At 43.5% G+C, this 5,417-nt stretch carries 5 protein-coding genes; all 5 read right to left on the minus strand.

Going from position 1 to position 5,417, the window contains the following annotated elements; translation table 11 throughout:
* Nucleotides 1–727: 727 nt before the first annotated feature.
* Nucleotides 728–1,672, minus strand: a complete 945-nt coding sequence (locus tag HMPREF1640_RS03565) for a hypothetical protein (RefSeq protein ID WP_036892478.1) — start codon at nucleotides 1,670–1,672, stop codon at nucleotides 728–730.
* Nucleotides 1,669–2,625 (minus strand): DUF6175 family protein, encoded by a 957-nt coding sequence (locus tag HMPREF1640_RS03570; protein ID WP_036892485.1) that lies wholly within the window; start codon nucleotides 2,623–2,625, stop codon nucleotides 1,669–1,671. The genes HMPREF1640_RS03565 and HMPREF1640_RS03570 overlap by 4 nt, the downstream gene beginning before the upstream one ends.
* 113 nt (nucleotides 2,626–2,738) lie before the next feature.
* Nucleotides 2,739–3,266 (minus strand): hypothetical protein, encoded by a 528-nt coding sequence (locus HMPREF1640_RS03575; protein WP_036892480.1) that lies wholly within the window; start codon nucleotides 3,264–3,266, stop codon nucleotides 2,739–2,741.
* 11 nt (nucleotides 3,267–3,277) lie between these two features.
* Nucleotides 3,278–4,816 (minus strand): hypothetical protein, encoded by a 1,539-nt coding sequence (locus HMPREF1640_RS03580; RefSeq protein ID WP_036892482.1) that lies wholly within the window; start codon nucleotides 4,814–4,816, stop codon nucleotides 3,278–3,280.
* 28 nt (nucleotides 4,817–4,844) lie between these two features.
* A complete protein-coding gene (locus HMPREF1640_RS03585; protein WP_036892483.1) occupies nucleotides 4,845–5,306 on the minus strand; it encodes a hypothetical protein in 462 nt (153 codons plus the stop codon).
* Nucleotides 5,307–5,417: the final 111 nt, after the last annotated feature.

Consider the following 5,417-nt stretch of genomic DNA (forward strand, 5'->3'; position numbering starts at 1 on the left):
CAATAATTTTATTCATTTGAAAACGACAAGCTATCGGGATCAAGGTTTTCACGTAGTCAACATAAAACCATTCTGTTATATTGTAGGATAGCAAAATCATCAGATTATAAAAATATATGTGCTTGTTAAAGAAACCATAGGCCGTAATTGCCGCGAGTACGTTCATTGCAAAATTGAGTGCGCCATTGTGGCCGGAGTTTGCCAGGCAACAGGTCCGCAATGCGTTCCCTTACACAGAACTGGTAACAAAGCTTGGGATTGCGGAATGAAGCCAAGTGGAAACAGATGAGTGTCGTCATGATTTCCGAACGGCTCATACGCCATGTCTGATTACGCTGACAGGCTTTCTTGGGGGGGGACTCAAGCCCCATTTTTGATACTTCTTTGTCGAATTCTTTGCAAAAATCATCTGCTATACAGAAAATTTCAGTTACTTTGTCTTTGGCAATTATTGTCTATTGTATTTATAACTGTTTGGTTTATAGCTATAAGAGCGCAAAATAATAGTAAGATTACCAACTTTTATTGGAAGTTTCCTATCCCGAACTCTGGTTTATAGCAGGAAGCAAGAATGCCGCATACCTAAGTTACAGAAATCAAAAGGCTCACCCTTGATCCATACAAGTCGACAAAGGAGGCAAACTTAATGATGTTTGCCTCCTTTTATCAGATTATTTCATTTTCAACATGTACGACTCGATATTCGTATATGATACCCTTGTCGTTTCTACCACCAGTTATGCACATTGTACACAATACGGGGACGGCTCTTTGCCCACGCCGTACCAATGGCTCTGGCTGCCGCTATCCGCGCTTGGTTGAGTGCATGTTCATTACGCTGCTCTTGCAGCTTATACTTCCATTCCCTTGCATCAAGAGCGCTTATTCTTTTCTTGATAGAAGCAAAAAGGACCTTCGCCTTGGCGTAAGCAGGCGACTGCGGATTGATTTGCGAAAGCAACTCGCCGGCACGCTCAGCAGCGTCAGCATCTTGCGAAGCATTCCATATGGCAGTGGCTTGCGCCAACATTTTATCCCCCTCCTGAGCTAACATTTTGTTATAGAAGCTTAGCATCAGTTGATTAGCTTGCGTGTACAAAGGTTCACACGCAGAGGGTATGGACGACAACTCGTCAATGGCTGCGTCGAACTCTTGCTTGCCTGCCAGCGTTTTAGCGTGTTGTAATATTGACGTACCGTTTAGTTGGTAGTACTGCAATATCTTTTCTTTAGCTTTTTCCACGAACGCTTTTAATTCAGCATCATGACCATTTAAGGTGTTAAATGCCTGCATATAGGCTTTGCTCTTGGAGGTGCCCACCCCCTTAACCTGCACGTTTTTAGAAGAGAAAAGCGTGCCCGTGACACCATCACCAATACACAAATTGATGTTCAGCGTATAAGCATACATGGTAGGAGCTGTTTCTGTCACATCCTCTGTTACGACACTGGCCTTTGGAACAAGTACGAAACGCTGGTTAGCCACATTGCCAAATCCGCATGACGTGATGATGCTTCCCAATTTACCATACACCACTTTCTCGACAGATGCAGGAATTTCGCTTGTCTCGTCGATATAAGGAGACAAGTTTATTTGCTGCGTATTCTGCGCATAAGCGGTAAGACTCATGACACCAAGTGTCAGAGTACAAATACGATGTCTTATTTTCATGATTTTCCTCCTAAAATAATGTTTATCTCGCCCAATCCTATCACGTCAATCTTGCACTTCACACCTGTGGTTTCCTCTATGTACTTTTTCAACTCCCTGCCAAACCAGTCGGCCGTAGTTCCTCTTGTCTGTCCATTCGCTGTGGTATAGGTCATCGGAATGCGCACCTCATCGAAGAACACCTCGTTCTCGGTCTTGTCTCCCAAGTTGTAGTTCCCCTTCATGGCATGCGCTGCAACCCAATCTTCTATCAGTTCGCTGAGTTCCTTATCTTGATATTCCTTCTCATAATTGATGTCGCAATTGTTGGCTAATGTCAAACGCACGACAATATGCCTACCCGACTCGAACAACTTTTGATAGTAGCTGTCCATATCTGCGATAAACTTGTCCTTGAAGCTCAGCACGGCTTCTTCCAACTGATTGACAAGCTGTGTGCCGTTGGCAGAGGTTCCCCTCCCGATGTTTCCTTGCGATACAGGCTCCGCGCTGTAAGCATCGGTAGCGCCCACGTTAAACTCTACATACTTGTAGGGACCGTCTTTCTTGATGGTATAATACAGTTCTACAATGATGTCGGCTTTTGCCGTCTTGTTGAGCATGTCAATGGTAGACTGTTGCAAGCCACCCCCGGCCGTAGTCATGTTGTCGCGAGCCGACCGAGACTTTAGCTTTCCTAACATTGTCTTCAGGTCTTCCACCTTATAATTCTCCCTTGTCATGAAGTCTTGCATGGCGCTAATCACCATGCTCACGTCAGGATTCTCATCAAAGGCCTTCTGAAAATCCGGTTCTTCTACCTGCTGTCCCTCCGCATTGGTATGCGTTGTCATAAAATGATTCTGCACAAACCATGTCCTCGAAGGAATAATCATCAGTTTAGGTTTCTTTGCCTGGCCATATCCCACTATGGTCACAAAGCACATTAGAAATAAGATATAAATTTTCTTCATCGTCATGTTATCTTTTGTTGATACTGCACTGCCAGCGTTATTTTTAATACGTAAAAAGAAAAACGATCTGCCGCAATTCTCACATGCGGCAAATCGTTTCATACGAAAGGTTATCAATAAGAAAATCCTGAAGAGCCTTGCTTTAAAATGCCGTCTCGTTTCATTTTCTCTCTAAGGTTGTCGTACATTACCTGCACATACAGCCCTACCTTGTATCCCTTTTTCACTTCCCTGCGATCTTGTCCGGAAGGAACGCCATCGGTGGTGACATTGATAAAAGACAAATACTCTTTAGCATCCTCAAAGAAATTGTAGAAATACTCAAAGTTATCTATCGCCACCTGTCCGTTACCTTGGTTTGAGAATATTGCAGGAGTAGCGCGAGCGTTGGCTGAACCGGGTATTCCCCTGAACAAACAAGCATGTACCGCATTCTTCTTGGCTTGCTCTATTGCCTTGTTGACATTCTTGCCAAATCCCCACACCTTGAGGTGCTTGGTGCCGTTCTGCCCTACCGCAACAGTAGAAACCTCATAGTTTGCCCATTCCGTAAGATACTTTTGCTTATCTATTTTCTTGCATAGTCCTTCGACAGGCATGAAAAGCAACGCTACAAGAGCAAGCAATACTATCTTTTTCATTTCATAAGTTTTTAGAAATTAACCTTGACACCTGCGCCGATGGACAATTTTCCAAATCGGTTGGGCGTGTCAACATACCATTCACCTTGGCTAAACTTGTATGAATAGTCAGCGCGCACAAACAACTGTACAGGGTAGAACACCTGCAAGCCTACTTTCACGCCACCATGTGCGAAATATGCCATACGCTTGGAGGCGGAATCATCATTGTCTGACCTTGTGTCGCCCAACAATCTGCAATAATCGCCTCCAACACCAATATTAGGCATAATCTCAAGAATATGGATTGGATGGATAGCCACTGCGCCATTCAATGAGATTGGAATGTAATGAGGACGCAACAGCTCGTCAGCGACAGCCGAACCCGTGGCAGCCAACTTGTCACCCATACTATATCCGATGGAGATACCTGCGAAATACATCATACCAAGCGTGTTTTGGGTTTTTAAGAGATAGTCTATATCCACTTGAGCATAGTTATATCCTCCTAACACACCAGACACGCTGACAGAGAGTTTCAGGTCCTTCTTCTCTTTCAAGAACATGCCTTCTTTCATCGTCTTGCCAGATATCTTATAAAACTTACTGCAATCGGTCTCACCCATTGCGTCGGTTCTGTTATCAAAGACTTCCGTAGCGCGTACGAAGCCCACTTTCTTGTATTCCAAGTTACCATTCTCGTCCTCAACCACCTTGAACACACGATAACGGTCAGAATTGCGCAAACCTTCCTTGCGTCCTATTTTTGCCGCAACAGGATTAACCTCAAATATAGTACTGGTTACCTGCCACTTGTCTATCTTACGCTCCAAAGCATCTAATGCGCTATTCAATGTAGCCACAGGGTCAACTTCCTCTTCTGAACCTTTTTTACCGTTTGATTCATACGTGTTATTTACCGCATATACAAACTCTAAATCCACCTTTAGGTTATCATAAAAGCTCTTATTTGCGGCAGAAGCGTCTTTGTCGAGCCAGTTGTTCCACACCTCTGTCAACACAGTGTCATTAAGAACTGCTTTGAAGACGTATGTATCAACATCGGTGCCACTCTCACTCAACACGACAACATAAGAGTTGCCTATCAGTTTCTTGTCCGCCGCATTTAAGGTGTTTACCTTAGCTACATTGGCATTCAACACATCAGCGTCTGTCTTGCTGTAACGTGTACGCTTTGCGAGCAAAGACGAGTTGAACACGTTGCCATCATATTGCAACCAATAGTTCAATATTTGCTTGCCCACATTCTGTGCCAACAGCTCTTTGCGTATCACCTCTGCTTTTTCTTTAAGCACCTGCTTCTTCTTGCCAACAATCTCATTGCCTACTACGGGGATTTGCGTACAGGGTATTTTATTAATGTCGAATTTACCTGACATGAACTCACAGCTGTCAATGCCTTGCGTAAAAGCTCCGCCGCCCATAGAGATTACAGAGATGGCACAACGGTTATAGTCAAACGTTTCCTGCGCAGGCACCTTTGACACTTCTTGTGCATAAGACATGACACCTCCAAACAGAAGTGCTACAAAAAGTAACTTTTTTCTCATTTTTGTGAAATTTTAATTAATACTATGTTTAGAAAATCTGATTATCCGCAAGATATTTTGCTAATGCTGCACGATTCACCACGACATTCATGATGACACCGCGTCGCGCCTGTGGCTTGAACTTGTCTTTTTCTAACCGTAGTTCGTGTACAAATTTCAGATAATCGCCACCAGCAGAGAAAAAAGAGCCAAAAAAGTCGGCATGCTGTTGCTCCGTCAAGGGATTGGAAAGAACCGGCTGTATCATCCTATGCTCTCCGTACGAGCTGTAGACATGCTTGAAAATGATGTCGCGCACCGCCTTGCGCATGGCGTCTTCCTTAGCTTGTTGGTACGTCTGGCCAATGCCTTGCACGCGCAACACATACTCACCCTCCCCCCTGGCAGCTATCGCAGTGGTGGAAAACGTACTATAATAAATGTTTTTGGGTGCACAGGCACAAAACAACGTTATAAAAAACAGCAATAAAAAAGAATGATTCACTTTCATAGACACGACTCTCTTTTAACTATATTTATTATATTTCTTTGTTTTTTGCAAAAATAAGGATTCATTCGGTTTTATAACGAAGTTTTTCTTTTCTTTTTTTTTTTTTTTTTT

The sequence above is a fragment of the Prevotella sp. S7-1-8 genome, assembly GCF_000758925.1.
Taxonomy (GTDB): Bacteria; Bacteroidota; Bacteroidia; order Bacteroidales; family Bacteroidaceae; genus Prevotella.